The organism is Candidatus Mycosynbacter amalyticus (assembly GCF_025273655.1).
Classification (GTDB): domain Bacteria; phylum Patescibacteriota; class Saccharimonadia; order Saccharimonadales; family Saccharimonadaceae; genus Mycosynbacter; species Mycosynbacter amalyticus.
On the sequence record NZ_CP045921.1, the window covers coordinates 924,073 to 938,540 of the forward strand.

The following is a 14,468-nucleotide window of genomic DNA, read 5'->3' on the forward strand; positions in this document are numbered from 1 at the left end:
GAGTCCTAGATGTCGATTAAACTTGGTACAAATGATATCTCGCAGGTCTCCCCAGGCTCAATTCGTCTCGGGGCAAGCTCCTTAGACCGGGTATACAACGGAACAAAGCTTGTGTGGGAGCGAGGCACACAGACAATCGACACACTTGATTCGCTTGGATCTTTCACCCAGACATCAACCGGCAGTGGAATTGGCGCGTCTGGCGGCGAGGCGCTTTGGAATGGCACAACCGATGGTACAGCCACTGCCCTGTACAACACTTCAGCTTTAACAAACAATCAATATGTAGCCGGAATCGCAGGGAGCTACATGAACGCTAGCCGCGCATCGGGACTAATTTTCCACTGTGATGCCTCCTTAACGAGTTGGTATGGAGTATTATTCGAAAGTGACCGTATAGCATTGGTTTCAAATACCGGTCGCTGGTTGCAAAACATAGGTGGCTCTCAGGATGTGAGTTATGCCGAGTGGAGTGGCACCGTCTCAAGTGGCGATACGCTCTCGGCATGGAATATAGGCGAAAATTTTTATGTTGCCCAAAACGGGACTATTCGTATATCAACAACAATTAGTGGAGCAAATATAGGCGCCACTAAACGTCGCCAAGGCATTGGCCTATACCGCACGTCATTTGCATCATCATGTCGTATATCTCAGTGGTGGGGTGGCGACGCGGGTGCGTGGGGTAAAATCTAAGCCCATAGGCTCTCAGATACCCTCAAGCCTACCTATTTTTCGCAATAGAGCTTATACTATAAGAGCCTATGCTACAGTACAGCAGAGCAAATACCACTAGTGTAGTGGCAATCTTTGCCCGTGTCATCATATATGGGGGTGTATTACGTAGTATCTTCAGAGGAGAATTCTCCTAGTGGCCGATCAACGCCTACCGATTGTCAATAGTGACGATGGCACTTGGGGTGACATCCTGCGGCAATATCTGCAAAAAGAACACTACGATAGTGGTACAAATAGTTCAGAAAACGGTGGCCACAAAAACGTCACAATCCGTGGCGGCACAGCCGGCACAGGTGGCGCACCACTCAAATTCACTTCTGGCACTCTACTCACAACGCCCGAAATCGGAGCGATGGAGTTCGCCGGCGATAATCTCTATCTTACACAGACGTCAAGCACAACTCGCAAAAAAGTTGCCCTATACAACGATGCCAGTGGTGCAACAGGCGACACATACTACCGCGACGCCAGCGGTTATTTCACTCGTCTGGGAATCGGCAGCAGTAGCCAAGTATTGACTGTGTCGGGCGGGTTGCCGACATGGCAAACACCAGGCACTGCCAGCACCTTTAGTGATAGTACGTTTACTCTGCAAGACAATGGCGACACGACCAAACAGGCCAGGTTTGAACTTTCAGGTATTAGCGCATCAAACACACGCACTATCACTCTGCCAGACGCCGACCTGACTCTGGTAGGTACCACTACGTCTCAGACACTTATTAATAAACGTATCAACCCGCGCGTTGTCACTGTCACCCAAAGTGCCACGCCGGTCATCAACACCGACAACGGCGACGTATTTATCGTCACTGGACTTGCCCAAGCCATCACTAGTATGACATCCGGGCTGACAGGTACACCTGTCGACGGGCAACGTATACGCATCTCTATTACTGGTACAGCCGCGCGCGCCATTACCTGGGGTACGTCATTTGAAGCCTCAACCAAACCACTGCCAACCACTACAGTCAGCACCAACCGCCTAGATACCGACTTTATCTGGAACGCCGCTACTAGCAAATGGCGTGTGGCCGACGAAATACCCGCGACAGTATTGACAAGCAGCGCTGCAGTTACAGTAGCACAAGGTGGTACAGGGCGAACAACCTCGACAACCGCCTACGGAATTATCGCGGCCGGCACTACTGCAACAGGTGCACACCAGACGATTGCACCTGGTACATCGGGACAGTTTCTCAAATCTGCCGGTACATCGGCACTAGGTGCTTTCGCCAGTATCACTGCCGCCGATATCACCGGTACAACTGCACAGTTCAATACAGCATTGAGCGACGGTGACTTCGCCACGCTAGCGGGCAGCGAAACACTAAACAAACAAAACGCTTACCACTCCGCGGCTCACTTCAGGCGGCTCTATAGCCGACAACAACGGTAACGAGCAGATCGTTTTTACTACCACTACATCTGCAGTAAACGAAATCGGTATCACAAATGCCGCCACAGGGACAGCTCCGCAAATCGCCGCGCGAGGTGACGACACGAATATTGACTTGAATCTAGTATCAAAAGGTACTGGAACCGTAAAAATCAATGGCAACACCGCCGCTACAGATGCAAGCGTTGTCAAACTAATGGGAATCGTAACCAAAAGTGATTATAGCGGTACTGGCGGCACGATATATTTCAAAATAGCCACCCTGCCCATTGACGACAACGGCAATTACGCAACACTCAAACTGACTGGACGCCTCGGTGGTTGGGTTGGCGTAGAGAGCGTGGCAGACTGGAACATCACCCTCAATAACCGCTCTAGTAGCCTCAACGGTACGACAATTACCGCCACCGTCTTTAGTCAGGGGCACGTCACACAGGCGCTCACTAAGATGGATATCGTTGTATACGGCCAGACCGACAAAAGTGCTATTGTCTACTTTGCGATTCCTAACGACAGCTACTATACCTATGACATGAGGGTCAGCGCGTTTCAGGCTACGATTGACCATACCGGTACCACTACTACACCTACGGGTAGCCAGATCTGGCAGTTATCGGCCGACCCTCAGGTTCTTGCACAAGATGGTGCGCTCGTTATCGCAAACAGGGATAGTACTCCCTGGAGTAATGCGTCATTTCTAGCATTGAGCGCAGGAAATGCGACAGGATTGAAGATTTCTTCCCAGTTCAACGAGGCTCTTGCTCCAATTGGTCATATTGAATTTACAAATGGTACGGGTACTGGTACTCATGACTTGATGCTATTTAGCACCTCGACTATTAGCATGCAGTCCCATCGCCTCATCAACGTCACAAATCCAACCGACGCCCAAGACGCCGCTACAAAAGCTTATGTAGATAGCGCTGTAAGTGGCAGCGGTCTGGCATGGACAGAAGTCACTGGCACCAGCCAAACCGCAGCTACTGGGATGGGCTATATCGCCAGCAATGCTACACTCGTCACCATTACCTTGCCCTCCAGCGCCGCCGTCGGTAAATCTGTACGAATCACAGGCAAAGGTGCAGGCGGTTGGCGTATCGCGCAAAACGCCAGTCAGGTAATTCACTTTGGCAACACGGATACGACTACCGGCACCGGTGGGCGCCTCGATAGCACCAATCGCTACGATAGTGTGGAATTAATCTGCATCACCGCCAACACAGACTGGGTGGTCGCCAGTTCAGTGGGAAATATCAACGTCACATAGGTCTATAGATAGCATGGCACTCACATACTCTCTTGTCTATAATGGCGCCGAAAGCTCGACCACACTCGGCCGTCACACCTATGATGCAAATTTCGGCACCATCAGTACAGGCACGCTACTAGTAATGTGCGTGACCGCAACCAAAAGCCCCAGCGGAGCATCAAATATACTTTCTATTGCCCAACAATCCGGCACCGCAACAATTTCATCTGTGACAACTATCGATAATACAACAGCAAGTTCGACAGATCAGGCTGCACTCAGCATATTCTACGCGACGGTGACGGGCGGCGGAACTTTGACGATGCGTGCGTCCGATAACATGAATACATACGGCCTCGGTGTCATAGCTATCGGTTTCACCGGCTATGATACATCCACCCCCATACTAGGAGTCGTCAAGAACAACGCGCTAAGTATCGATGGTGCTGCGAGCCTAACACTCAGTGCTACACCGACCGTCAACGATTACGTAGTCGGGTTTGTCAACTCAGACACTGACACCGGTAGTGGCAAAGGTGTTGACCCTGGCTCCGGATTTACAGAAGTGGCAGAAGTGGGTGGCGCTAGCGACTATATCATGACCGAGGCTCAGGTGCGCACCGGCAGCACCTCAACAAACGTGCCATGGGCAGACGTACGGACATCTGGCGCTCCAGCAACCTATACAACTATAGGTGGTGCATTTATAGTTAAGGCTACCCCACCAGTCAGTACTATTACCGCCATCTCAACAGTCTCAGGAATTTCATCAATCACATTATAATGAGGATATAAGCATGGCAACGCAAAACGCAGCAAATCAGAAATTCACCAACAATGCCGATGGATTTGCACTTGGCGGTGGAACGACACAGCGTGACCTCACTATGAATGGCTCTAACGCTACAATTACCGGCAGCGGAAGCAATGTCCATACCTTCCCCACTGGCAGTGATACCCTCGTAGGTAGAACAAGTGTCGATACACTCGTGAGTAAGACTCTGACGAATCCAACCATCAGTAATTTTACAGAGGGAGTGGTGGTGATAGGCACCGTCAGTACGGCAGTTACGCTCAACCTCACAAATGGCACCATACAGATAGCAACACTAACCGCATCGACGGCCTGTACATTCACTATGCCAACTGCGACAGCAGGCAAATCTTTTACGCTGATGCTCAAACAAGCTGATAGCACGGGAGGCGGCACGGCAACTTTTGCGGGGGTCAAATGGAGTGCGACGGGTGCACCCACTATGACGTCATCTCCAGGCTATATGGATATCTTGCATTTCATCGCGGATGGTGCCAACTGGTACGGCTCATATACACAAGGTATTTATGCTCGCTCTTACCTACGTTCAATCGGCACACAAGAATACGCCAATACATTTCAAACCGGCACTAGCGGGCGTGATCTTACATCTGATGGGTGGGTAGACCACAGCTATTCAACAGGCACATATCTCGTGTCGAGCTACAATAGTACTCAGATACGACTTATCCCGTCTGGCGTCGGCACCTACCGTTCGTATAACTGCTACTACTACAACACAGCTATGAGTAATGCCAGCGTCTGGGGCCGCGTGAAGCTCTACCGCGTACCCCAGTCCGCTGATACAAATGGCGGCGGTGGGATTGTACTTAGGCACAATGGGACGTCTGGCATCTTTTGCAAAGTCATGACAAGCGGCAACTGGCGTATTTACACTGGCACATCCAACTCCACCACCTCGACAGACGCAAATATCCTGACCTCCGGTACTCTACCAGCTACACTCATGGCCGGTGACGAGCTGACTGCGCTAGTGACAAGCGGCAACGTCGTCTATTTCTACCTCAACTCGACCCTACTCGGAAGTGCTTCGACGGCATTCAACAGCTCTTCTCAGTATGTGGGCGTACTCATCTCGCAAAATGATGCTGCCGAGCTCTACGACTTCAGGTGCGGCAATATGGCATCTGACAGTCCTCCGTAGATACTACAAGAAATCAATATTTATCAATTCACGCTATAATAAGAATGACTATGCCTGTCCAAAATTCATCTAATCAGAAATTCATTAACAATGCCGACGGCTTCACCCTTGGTGGCGGGACGACTCAGCGCAACCTGACACTCAGCGGCGCAAATGTCACACTGACAGGCAGCGGAAGCAACACCTATACGTTCCCCGCAAATACCGATACACTTGTCGGACGCAGCAGCACCGATACACTTACCAACAAAACGCTCGCTAACCCATCCATAAATAACTATACCGAAGGTGTCGTGACGATTGGTACCGTAACAACCACGTCAACAATTAGTCTGACGAGCGGTACAGTGCAGACCGCCACGCTCACCGCCTCTACGGCATGTGTATTCACTATGCCCGCTGTGGCAGCAGGGAAATCATTTACACTACTACTCAAGCAGGCGACGAGTACCGGCAATGGATCAGCCACATTCACTGGCGTGCGATGGAATTCCCTCGGGGCCCCTACTATCACGGCTACGGCTGGCAAAATGGATATTCTCAGTTTTTACTCTGATGGTGCAAACTGGTACGGCTCTTACATACAGGGATATACACCATAATGTTCATGCCGCACACCGCCAGCATGACAGTTATCGACCCGCTCAAATTCAACGATACACTCGACAGTCTCAGCAACTTTACAGCCACAAGCTCTGGGTCGGGGGTCAATATTAGCAGTAGCATCTTGCAATGGGCGGGCACAACCGACGGTCAGGCAATCATAAAGTACAATTCACAGCCGCGCACCACCAATCAATATGGTGCCGCCATCACTAGCACTATGACTGGAAATGGCTCGGGCATTATCTTACACTGCGACTCAAGCAACACCGGCTATTACGGTGCGGTGTTCTATAACAGCACAATCAAACTCGTGCGCACATCCGGGCGTTGGACACAGAACACTATCACGCAACTTGCCACCTATAGCATTACAATAAATAGTGGTGATCTAATCGAATTCTGGAACATTGGCAATGTATTCAATATTGCAGTCAATGGCACAACCTACATTAGTCAGTCCATCAGCAGCCCTGTTATAGGGCCGCTAAATATGTTTCAAGGTATAGGGCTTTACCGTTTGTCGTTCACCAACTCTACCTCTATTACTGAGTGGCGTGGTGGTGACGCAGGTGCTTACGGCAAGCTCTAAATGTTGAGCATTTGCAAAACCAGCTGACTCTGCTATGATGAGTAGCATAAGCGTAAAAAACAGAAATATATAATGAACAAAAAACTATCTTTTACACAATTATTTTCTCGCACTTCTCTCATCACCTACATCGTCTCCTTCGTATTTATTTCGTCAGTCATAGCAATCGCACTAGGCAACCAAGCACATGCGGCTGCTGGGGCAGCGTGCAGTTACTCGGCAGACGGCAAGACATACTCTGGCACGACCGTCGAGACAGATGGTGTCAGCTTTTGTAACGCCACAACATCCGTACTCAATGCCGCAATTGCCGCCACAGCTGCTGCGGGCGGCACCACGTCGACTGCATCAACTACCTGTAAACGCAATGCCTCAACAGGCACAGATCTCAATTCTTACATAGATAACTGTGGTGGAAATCAAGAAATTCGTGTCACAAAAACCACAGCCAAACAAGACAAGGGCGCCAAACCACCCGCTATCATCTTTGTACACGGTGGCGGTTGGTTCAGTGATGACGGCAATTTCAATCCATCGTTTCAAAAACGAGCCGCCAAATGGGGCTTCACTTCATTCCGCATTAAATATCGGCTGATGCCGGGCGGTGTCGATGAGCAGCTGCAAGATGTGCTACGCGCCGTCAAACACGTGCGCGACAATGCCGACAAGTATGGAATCGACAAAAACCGCATCGCTATCTGGGGCGACTCAGCCGGGGGCAGTCTAGCTGTACGCGCTGCCGCAACTGGTAGGTCTGGCGTCAAGGCGGCTATCGGCTGGTCTGCGCCAACCAATGCATTCCGCGACATCTTCAATTCGTACGATGGTTGGGTAGCCGGCCTATACCACTCGCGCTGCTTCGGCAGCGAAATCCCTGCCTCCGTTAACGACATCATCAATGCGTTTGTGTCGGGTGACCCGACAGCCCTGGCCCAGAAAGTCGCCTCCGGCCAAGTATTAACACCGGCAGAAAGTGCCAGACTCCTCAATCTTGCGCTCAATATCGCCCATGTTGGCCTGGTAGATCTACCTACCGCAGCCGGCAAACTCCAGACAGCGTCCAATTCGCTTGGCTACACTACCACAAGTACCACAGACACCTCGGCTCCTTCCCTCTCGAACGACCAGATCAAATCACAACTTTCAGAGCTTACACCAACCGAACTTGCCGCTATCGGTGTCGCACTCTATCAGTTCAGTCGCACCGCGCAGGGTATCCCCAACGATGACCCTACAACAACTGATACTGTGAGCATTATCACGTCATCTGCCAACTTGCTCACACAACTCCAGAAAGAGTCACAACAAGAGAAGGCTGCCAGTGGAACCCAGAGCACAACGAATTCGACCACTTCATCAACAGCCAATGCTAGCGCAGTAGCAGCTATCTTCTCAGCCTCAAATATTACTGATGCTGCCAATCTCATCAATTCTGACAGCCTCATCGGGTCTACTAACTCGCTGATCAGCCTAGCAGACAATACCTCTACCGCACTTGGGGTCAATCCTCAGCAGATCCCTGCCAAAAAAATTGCCGAATGCATGGCAGATTTCATCGAACTATCGCCCGCCCTCTTCGCCAGCCCGCGCTCACCTCGTATGTATCTCTTGAGTGGCGCCCAGGAGCGATGGGTTAACCCCCTCGACTCTTATCAGATGCGCGACAAACTCCGCAGCATGGGTATCAGTTCGCAGGCACTCGTGCTACCACAGACAACAAAGAAGATTACTCGATCAAATGCCGACGGCCACATGGGATACGATCAGCGCGCAGAAGTACCGTCGTTCCAATACTTACACGACCTACTTAAGTCAAAGATAGAGTAATAGCTATCAACTACAACATAAAACAGCCGCGAAGTAGCGGCTGTTTTATGTTGTCCCTAAATCCCTATAACTAGCGTCGTGTTACTCGCACCATAGCCGTACGAATTGGACTACCATCTAGGAGATATCCGGCTTGCAGCTCTTCGGCAATCACTTCATGCTCACCCTCGGCCTCTTCGTCAAACTGGATTGCCTCATGGAGCGTCGGGTCAAATGCGGTGCCGTCGCTCGCATCAATGCGCTCCACCCCCAATGTACCCAATGCACCCGCCAACGTCTTCGGTAGCTTCGCTACACCTTGCGCCCACGCATCGTCTACAAGGGTCTCTGGTAGGTGTCCTACGCCTCGCTCAATTGTGTCGACGATAGGCAGCAGCTTCTTGATAGCATCCGCACGTCCAGCTTGACGCATGGCCGCCTTTTCCGCATCAACACGTTTACGATAGTTTTCGAAATCAGCTCGAGTACGCTGTACGTCTGTCGTCAGCTCTTCCAGCTGCGCCTCAAGCGCCGCTACTACTTCATCATCAACTGGCTGGATTTGCTCTGCCATATTTCCTCCTATAAATTATAATGTCTCTTCGAGCATCTCGGCGGTCTGGCTGACTAATCGAATAACCCGAGCGTAGCTCTGACGTGTAGAGCCAAGGACACCGATGTAGCTTGCATCGCTGTATGGTGATCGAAATCGACTAATCACAAGACTTGCGCCACTTGCCTTGCCGATCGGGTTTTCTTCACCGATATATACACTGAGCGGTTCGGTAGGAGCTGTCTCGCGCAGCCATGGCTCGAGATTATCCAGTAGACGCGCTACCGCTTGTGGCGCTGAACCACCATTCATAAATTCTGGCTGACTAAACAAATTACCGATACCACTCATGTACAGCTGTCCATCTATCGTCGCGATACCAAGATTATGTGTCAGTTCCACAAGACTATCAACAGCACTACGAATAGCCTGATCAGCTCGATTACTGCTTGTAACGCGTGCTTCGATGGCTCTCGCACTGCGATCGAAGGCTGGGAGTTGTGGCACATACTGCTGCTCGGTGATCTGGTTTACATAGAACCGATAACCCTTGTCCGTCGGGATACGCCCTGCACTGGTATGTGGCTGAGTAATCAGACCAGCCTGCTCAAGACGAGCCATCTCGCTACGAATTGTCGCACTCGAGACGCCAAACAGTTTAGCAAGCGTAACACTACCAACAGGCGATGCGACTTCGGCGTATTGCTCCACTATCGCGATAAGAATCTGCAATTGGCGATCGGTCATACTTACATTGTAGCACTTTTTGGCACTCAGGCAAATAGAGTGCTAGCATTTGCATGATGTGCAGCTCAGTACTATACTAGAGTTATATGAGTTTTTTGAGCGATTTAGGAAGCTTCCTTAGCGACGCACAGCAGTTTAATAACGAGCTGTCGGGAGTAAAAGACGATCTGGTTAATCAGGCAATGACTGCAGCTTCACAAGTAAGTGATCAGATGGACGAAGTGTCCCAAGAGCTGAGCCAGACAAAAGACACTGCAGTCGACACTTTGCAACAGACAAAAGACAGTTTCAGCTCAAGTCTCAACAACTAGGCTAGTTGTCTATGTCGCGGCTTGGCATCACGAGCCGAGCCACCATGACAGCCATAAATGCGATTGCAATGACAAGCAAGTAGTATTTCATCAGCTTGTTTTCTTTTCGGCACCACCATAGGCGGCTGCGCCATATCCCTGCGGTACAGCCGAAACACGCTGATTAGTATCAGCCGGCCTAGGAGCAAACGTGCGCAAAACTGTTGTCACACCTGTCACTGCCACAAGTCCGATTGCTACATTCCTCAAGAAATCTTTGCGATCCATCTTCTGGCTCAAAATCGCGGCGAAATCTGTTTTTACTGACATAAAATTCCTTTTTTATTTTAGTGCTACTTATACACTTACTATACCACGAAAACGCATATGCCTATAGCCGTACGCCCACTATACGAGGGATAGACCATCAATAGAGCGTGACGGACGACGCTGAGACTCCTGGGCAACTTGCCGCGCAGGAATCGTAGTTGGTCGTCGCGTAAATCCGTCGAGACTTCGTCTCATAGCAGTAGGGCGAGCGATGTCACCCGCACGTGTAACGGGCCGTGGTAATGACAATGCTGCTTGCGTGCTCGATTGCAGTGCCGGCGCTTTTGCTGGTGCGTCAGCCTGAACAGCTGGAGGAGATACTTCTTGTATTTGCTCTTGCGCCCGCTCAGCTGCTTCGACCGGTAGAGTATGCTCAGGCTCCAGTAGTGCCACTGGGTCTTCTGCGGTCTCTTCGGGCTGCGTCACTGCGCGCGCTGCCCGTCTGCGCCCCGCAGTGCGACGCACGTAGACTGCAATAGCCCCTAACTGATAAATCAAGATGATAGGTAGCGCTACAATCATCTGATTCACGATATCTGGTGTCGGCGTAATGAGTGCCGCGGCAATGACAGCGCCTACGATGACGAAGCGTTGCGACGATAGTAGCGTGCCGGGAGGAAACGGCCGTACGTGATCAAACATATAGAGCAATAGTGGCAGCTGAAACAGCGCAGCGAGGCCTAACATATACGCCACTATGAAGCCGAGATATGACTCAGCCGTCAGGTTTGGCGTGACAGCATCGCCAGCAAATGTTGTTAGGAACTGAATAGCCGCCGGTACTGCAATATAGTACCCAAATGCCGCCCCACTCAGTGCAAGCAATGCCGAAAGCAGTAAGATCGCTGCGACAAGTCGGCGGGATGTTCGTCCAAGCACTGGCTGCAAGAAACGATAGATGTGATACACGACCACGGGTATTGTGACAAAAGCACCAAAATACAAACACACGGTAAATATAAAGCTAAATCCACCCCCTGGAGTTAGGTAGACAAGCTTCTCCCCGTGCAGTGGAGCCATGACAAAGCTCACTAACGTGTCTTTATACTGGAAGCCGATTGCCGATGTCACAATCAACGAAGCAGTTATCCAAAACAACCGCGAACGGAGCTCGTATAGATGTTCGAGAAAGGTCTGCTGATCCTCAGCAGAACTAGACTGACTTTTTAGCGTCGTCTGATTCTGTTTTGGTGTCTTTTTTCTTCGCCGTTGTGTCATCATTCATTCCCTTACGAAGTTCTTTCATAGAGTCACCAACACTGCGGGCGAGTTCTGGCAGCTTGCGGCCTCCGAAAAGCAGCAGGATAACTAAGAAGATGATGATTAATTCTGGTGTACCGAGTCCGAACATGTTTTCCTCACTTACTACTAAACTGCTTTTATAATATAGCGATTATGGTAAGATAGCAATAGATTCAGGGCTAAGAGGGTTGTAAAAAAGGTATGGACACAAATCAAACAGGTAACTATAACTGTCAAAATGTCGACCAAAATGCATACGGTGCGGGCAATTATGGCACCTGTGCTGCTACCGCTGCTCAGTCTAGCACCACCCAACCTGGCACACCAGATACAGGCTCGTTTCTAGGATTCGTCACATCTGGCTCGTTTAGCATCATTTTGCCGCTCATCGTCGCAATTGTCGTAGTGCTCGCAGCGACTCTCGCCGTTACACGCGCAAAACACGCTAACCGCAAGTAGCGCAACTTGTTCAAAAGACCAGCATTTTGCTATACTATCTATAGTAATGCAATCCTCTTTATCAGAAAACCAGCTCGCAACTGTCAAGCAGTGGCTCGGAAGCGGGAGTATCAACATCTTTGGCTTGCCCTTTGCCGGCAAAGATACACATGGACATCAACTAGCCCAGCTATTCGGTGGCGTGACGCTCAGTGGGGGCCAAATTCTCCGTGGTAGTCCACGCACACCAGAGCAGATTGCTATCCAAGAATCTGGCGGACTATTTCCCACCGATGAATATATGCGTATTGTTACTCCTTACCTTTCGCGCAAAGAATTTGCCGGTCGGCCGCTTATCCTCAGCTCTGTTGGGCGCTGGATCGGCGAGGAACAAGGTGTACTTGCAGCCACGGAGGCGAGTGACCATCCGACAAAAGCCGTACTCTACCTGACGATCGATGAAGAAACGATCTATCGCCGGCTCGACGCCTCCAAAGAAATTGGCGACCGTGAACTGCGTGCCGATGACTCACATGAGGTTCTCGGCAATCGCATTCAAGAATTTACCGGCAAAACCCTCCCAGTTATCGAAGAATACCGCAAACTTGGCCTCTTGATTGAGATCAATAGCGATGCCTCGCGCGAAGAAGTCTTCGACACGATCCTAAGTCGCCTGTTACAGCGCGCCACTTCTTAATTTTAATCTTTCAAAAGGTGCGGCTAGTCCCGCTTGAGCATGACAGTGAACGCTTCGGACGGGATATCAACCTTACCAAACCGCTTCATCCGCTGCTTTCCTTTAGCCTGCTTCTGAAGTAACTTCTTACGACGCGATACGTCTCCACCATAAAGCTTGGCTGTCACATCTTTGCGATAGGCAGATATGTCTTCGCGGGCGATGAATTTGCCCCCAATACCCGCTTGCAGGCTCACCTGGAAACTCTGGCGCGGTACCACATCTTTTAATTTCTTCACTATTTCTCGCCCAAGCCCTTGGCTTTCGCTTCGGTGAGCCATCACACTGAGTGCATCCACCATCTCGCCCGCCACATAGAAATCAACTCGCACTAAATCTTCAGGCTTGTAGCCGCTTAGTTCGTAGTTGAAACTGCCGTAGCCGCTTGTCACACTTTTGAGTTGATCATAGAAGTCAGTCAGCAGATTCGCGAGTGGCGCTTCAAAACTGATCAGCGCCCGCTCATCGATATAGCTCAGGTTTTTTTGCAAACCGCGTTTGCTCACGATCAGCTGGATCACCGCGCCGATATACTCGCTTGGCACCACGATTTCGCCATTTATCCATGGCTCGCGGATTTCTGCGATTTTCGTGACGACGGGCAGTTCGGAGGCTGATTTGATATCAATCTCTTCGCCGCTATTTAATGTCACCTGATAGTCGGTACTGGGATTGGTGACGACAAGGTCTAGATTGTATTCACGCTCCAGCCGCTCGCGAACAATATCCATATGGAGCAGGCCTAGAAAACCGATGCGTACGCCGAAACCGAGCACCGGCGAATTCTCGGGCTCGAACTGCAAAGCACTATCGCTGAGACTGAGTTTTTCGACGGCGTCTTTGAGATCGTTATACTCTTCGTTGCTCACCGGGAAGAAGCCCGCATAGACAAACGGCTTTACGTGCTGATAACCAGGTAGTGGGCTATCGGCGTGCGCTCGCTTGACGGTAATCGTATCGCCTACGCGTGCGTCTCTGGTAGTCTTGAGATTTGTGACAATATAGCCAATTTCTCCAGTACCAATATCTGATTCTGATTTCATAATTGGACTCAGCGCACCTACTTCCAGCGCCAAGCCATCGGCACCGGTTGCAATCATTTGGATCGTATCACCTTTTCGAATTGTGCCGTCCACTACCCGAGCATACAAGATGACGCCGCGATAGTCGTCGTAGTAGCTGTCGAAAATCAATGCTCTCGTGGGTGCGGCCATATCACCAAGTGGCGGCTTGACACGCTCCACTACCGCATCGAGTACATCTGGCACACCTTCACCAGTTTTCGCACTAATCTTGAGGATATCAGATTCATCACAGCCAAGCAGATTGATGACCTCCTTGCTGACACGCGGCACGTCAGCTGCTGGCAAATCGACTTTGTTTAGCACTGGTATGATAGTCAAGTTAGCCTCGAGCGCCAAGTAAACGTTCGCCAGCGTCTGGGCTTGTATTCCCTGACTGGCATCGACAACCAGGATCGCTCCTTCGCAGGCCTGAAGACTACGCGACACCTCGTAGCTGAAATCGACATGTCCTGGTGTATCGATAAGATTGAGATCATTACCCTTGTACTGCATGCGAACCGGTGCGAGTTTAATCGTAATACCTTTTTCGCGTTCCAGCTCCATACTGTCGAGCAGCTGGCTTTTCATATCGCGTTTCTGGACCGTCCCCGTCATCTCCATCATGCGATCCGCCAAGGTACTTTTGCCGTGGTCGATATGCGCGATGATGCAGAAATTTCGTATGCGTGACTGATCCATAAT

17 protein-coding genes are annotated in these 14,468 nt (G+C 50.6%); 11 read left to right on the forward strand and 6 right to left on the reverse strand.

Annotation, left to right across the window (positions count from 1 at the left end):
* The first annotated feature begins 9 nt into the window (after positions 1-9).
* The 8 genes from GII36_RS05070 (at position 10) to GII36_RS05105 (ending at position 8,387) form a co-directional block, all read left to right on the forward strand.
* A complete protein-coding gene (locus GII36_RS05070) occupies positions 10-696 on the forward strand; it encodes a hypothetical protein (protein WP_260763122.1) in 687 nt (228 codons plus the stop codon).
* A 175-nt stretch (positions 697-871) separates the two neighbouring features.
* A complete protein-coding gene (locus GII36_RS05075; RefSeq protein ID WP_260763124.1) occupies positions 872-2,137 on the forward strand; it encodes a hypothetical protein in 1,266 nt (421 codons plus the stop codon).
* Between the two features lie 115 nt (positions 2,138-2,252).
* Positions 2,253-3,404: a hypothetical protein gene (locus GII36_RS05080; RefSeq protein WP_260763125.1), complete on the forward strand. Its 1,152-nt coding sequence runs from the start codon at positions 2,253-2,255 to the stop codon at positions 3,402-3,404.
* Positions 3,405-3,417: 13 nt separating this feature from the next.
* Complete coding sequence (locus GII36_RS05085; RefSeq protein WP_260763127.1) at positions 3,418-4,170, forward strand: hypothetical protein; 753 nt, start codon at positions 3,418-3,420, stop codon at positions 4,168-4,170.
* Between the two features lie 13 nt (positions 4,171-4,183).
* Entirely contained in the window at positions 4,184-5,365 is a 1,182-nt protein-coding gene (locus GII36_RS05090; RefSeq protein ID WP_260763129.1) for a hypothetical protein, read from the forward strand.
* Positions 5,366-5,415: 50 nt separating this feature from the next.
* Positions 5,416-5,967, forward strand: a complete 552-nt coding sequence (locus GII36_RS05095; RefSeq protein WP_260763131.1) for a hypothetical protein — start codon at positions 5,416-5,418, stop codon at positions 5,965-5,967.
* Positions 5,968-5,972: 5 nt separating this feature from the next.
* Positions 5,973-6,560 carry a hypothetical protein gene (locus GII36_RS05100; RefSeq protein WP_260763134.1) on the forward strand — a complete coding sequence of 196 codons (588 nt, stop codon included), beginning with the start codon at positions 5,973-5,975 and terminating at the stop codon, positions 6,558-6,560.
* Between the two features lie 72 nt (positions 6,561-6,632).
* Positions 6,633-8,387 carry an alpha/beta hydrolase gene (locus GII36_RS05105; protein WP_260763136.1) on the forward strand — a complete coding sequence of 585 codons (1,755 nt, stop codon included), beginning with the start codon at positions 6,633-6,635 and terminating at the stop codon, positions 8,385-8,387.
* Positions 8,388-8,457: 70 nt separating this feature from the next.
* On the opposite strand, the gene GII36_RS05110 is transcribed toward GII36_RS05105, so the two are convergent.
* On the reverse strand, positions 8,458-8,940 hold the full coding sequence (locus tag GII36_RS05110; protein ID WP_260763138.1) for a nucleotide exchange factor GrpE: 483 nt from the start codon (positions 8,938-8,940) through the stop codon (positions 8,458-8,460).
* Between the two features lie 15 nt (positions 8,941-8,955).
* Positions 8,956-9,666 (reverse strand): transcriptional regulator, encoded by a 711-nt coding sequence (locus tag GII36_RS05115; RefSeq protein WP_260763140.1) that lies wholly within the window; start codon positions 9,664-9,666, stop codon positions 8,956-8,958.
* 86 nt (positions 9,667-9,752) lie between these two features.
* Between GII36_RS05115 and GII36_RS05120 the strand changes: the two genes are divergently transcribed.
* On the forward strand, positions 9,753-9,977 hold the full coding sequence (locus GII36_RS05120; protein WP_260763142.1) for a hypothetical protein: 225 nt from the start codon (positions 9,753-9,755) through the stop codon (positions 9,975-9,977).
* A 90-nt stretch (positions 9,978-10,067) separates the two neighbouring features.
* Here GII36_RS05120 and GII36_RS05125 read toward each other — a convergent pair whose 3' ends face one another.
* The 3 genes from GII36_RS05125 to GII36_RS05135 form a co-directional block, all read right to left on the reverse strand.
* Complete coding sequence (locus tag GII36_RS05125) at positions 10,068-10,286, reverse strand: hypothetical protein (protein ID WP_260763144.1); 219 nt, start codon at positions 10,284-10,286, stop codon at positions 10,068-10,070.
* A 78-nt stretch (positions 10,287-10,364) separates the two neighbouring features.
* Positions 10,365-11,507, reverse strand: a complete 1,143-nt coding sequence (gene tatC, locus GII36_RS05130) for a twin-arginine translocase subunit TatC (protein WP_313900707.1) — start codon at positions 11,505-11,507, stop codon at positions 10,365-10,367.
* Complete coding sequence (locus tag GII36_RS05135; RefSeq protein ID WP_260763147.1) at positions 11,440-11,637, reverse strand: Sec-independent protein translocase subunit TatA/TatB; 198 nt, start codon at positions 11,635-11,637, stop codon at positions 11,440-11,442. The genes tatC and GII36_RS05135 overlap by 68 nt, the downstream gene beginning before the upstream one ends.
* Positions 11,638-11,729: 92 nt before the next feature.
* Here GII36_RS05135 and GII36_RS05140 point away from each other — a divergent pair, with 92 nt between their 5' ends.
* Positions 11,730-11,987 carry a hypothetical protein gene (locus GII36_RS05140; RefSeq protein WP_260763149.1) on the forward strand — a complete coding sequence of 86 codons (258 nt, stop codon included), beginning with the start codon at positions 11,730-11,732 and terminating at the stop codon, positions 11,985-11,987.
* A 46-nt stretch (positions 11,988-12,033) separates the two neighbouring features.
* Entirely contained in the window at positions 12,034-12,663 is a 630-nt protein-coding gene (locus GII36_RS05145) for a nucleoside monophosphate kinase (protein ID WP_260763152.1), read from the forward strand.
* A 23-nt stretch (positions 12,664-12,686) separates the two neighbouring features.
* Here GII36_RS05145 and lepA read toward each other — a convergent pair whose 3' ends face one another.
* Entirely contained in the window at positions 12,687-14,465 is a 1,779-nt protein-coding gene (lepA, locus tag GII36_RS05150; protein WP_260763154.1) for a translation elongation factor 4, read from the reverse strand.
* Positions 14,466-14,468 lie beyond the last annotated feature (3 nt).